At 69.1% G+C, this 1,594-nt stretch carries 1 protein-coding gene; it reads right to left on the bottom strand.

From position 1 onward, the window contains the following. Positions 1 to 12: 12 nt before the first annotated feature. A complete protein-coding gene (locus tag ABT001_RS35960) occupies positions 13 to 1,455 on the bottom strand; it encodes an NF041680 family putative transposase (RefSeq protein ID WP_351285903.1) in 1,443 nt (480 codons plus the stop codon). Positions 1,456 to 1,594 lie beyond the last annotated feature (139 nt).

The following is a 1,594-nucleotide window of genomic DNA, read 5'->3' as shown; positions in this document are numbered from 1 at the left end:
CTTGTTCTTTATCTACCAAGATCTTCCAGGCTTGCCGATGGCCTTGAGGGTCTCGGCGCGTTTGACGGTCTTGCCGACGTCGTAGCGGGGTGCCCGGTGTTTGTTCTTGGCGCCGAGGGGCCGTCCGGGGCCGGCGCCTCGGGGTTTGGGAACACGGGCCGGGCAGGCGAGGTGAGCGCGGATGTTCCTGAACCCCCGGCGGACCCGGGCCGGGGTGAGCCGGTCGGGGGTGGCGGGTTTCTCCCAGGGCCGGCGGAGGTCTTCGGCGAGTGGCCGGGCGAGCCGGAGCTGGCTGTGGGCGACGACCAGGATCCAGGTCCAGCGGTCCGCAGCCTCAGGAGTACGGAGTTTCGGGGTGGTCCAGCCCAGGGTCTGTTTCGCGAAGCGGAAGGTGTGCTCCAGGTCGAAGCGGCGGAGAAATGCCTGCCAGAAGCGGTCCACGTCATCCGGGGTCGCACCGGTCTTCGAGGACCATAACCACACCGGCGGGGCGTCCCGGTCCTTCGACAGGTGCTCGACCTTCAGCCGGATCAACGTGCCCTCGACAAGGGGCAGTTCGCCGTCGTGGTCGAGCCATGAGGAACGGTGGGTGAGCCTTGGGTGGACCCGGTCCCACGCCTGGGTTTCGGCCTTGCCGTAGTTGGTGGTGTCGGTGACGGTGGTGATCGCGGGCTCGGGCCAGGTCTCCGGCTTGGCGAAGTGGAACTCCGGGCCGTGCTTGGGCGGTCGGCCGTTCGTCCCCGGTCGGCGGGGCGGCTTCGGCAACCGCATGACCCGGTCGGACCGCACCCTGCCGACCAGCTCGACGGGCAGGTCACGCAGGACCCAGGCCAGGCGGGTGACGTCGTAGCCGGCGTCGCTGACGATCACAATATGCGGGTCCCCGGTCCGCCACTGGCCCGCGGTGACGAGCCGCTCCACGACACCCCGCAGCTGGGCGGCGGTGATGGCGGTCGCGTCGTCCGCCGGACCGAGCCGGACCGCGTCCAGGATCGCGGTCCAGGACGTGGCGCCCGGCTCCAGCACGGCCACGAAGGAGTAGGGCCAGCCCGGGATGAACTGGGACGCCGTCTTCGCGCGGCCATATACGTGGCAGAACAGCCGTTCCGCCGAGCACGGCGCGTCCGAGCGGAGCCACGGCGAGACATCGACGGCAAGGACCAGCCGCCCGCCGTCGAACCGCGGCAGCGACAGCCCGGCCAGCACGGTCCGCAGCCGGCCGATGTCGATCCTGCCGTGGTTCAGGCCGCCGTACATCGCGCCGTGCCCACGACGATGCTCGGGCAACAGCGTCAGATCCACCGGGGACTTCACCGCCCCCTCCGCACACAGCACCGCGTCGGTGAGTTCGAACAACTCGTCGCGCCGCGCGGTCAGACACTCGTAGAACTCACCCCGGAAGCGTGACGCTTCCGCGAACGCTTCCCCCCGGACAGCATCAGGCAGCAGACTCACCCTCACGGCCTTCGTCTTGGTCACGTGCACCTTGGTCGGAGCACAGGATCAGACGAAGGCCGCCCCCACGTCCGGTGAATCCCCAGGTGAGCGACCCAGTACGAGACACCGTTCGAGACCGGAAGAAAAAGAACAAGCT

The organism is Streptomyces sp. NPDC002793, from assembly GCF_040295485.1.
Taxonomy (GTDB): domain Bacteria; phylum Actinomycetota; class Actinomycetes; order Streptomycetales; family Streptomycetaceae; genus Streptomyces.
Note: the sequence above shows the minus strand (reverse complement) of the source record. Positions and strands in the feature narration are given on the sequence as shown.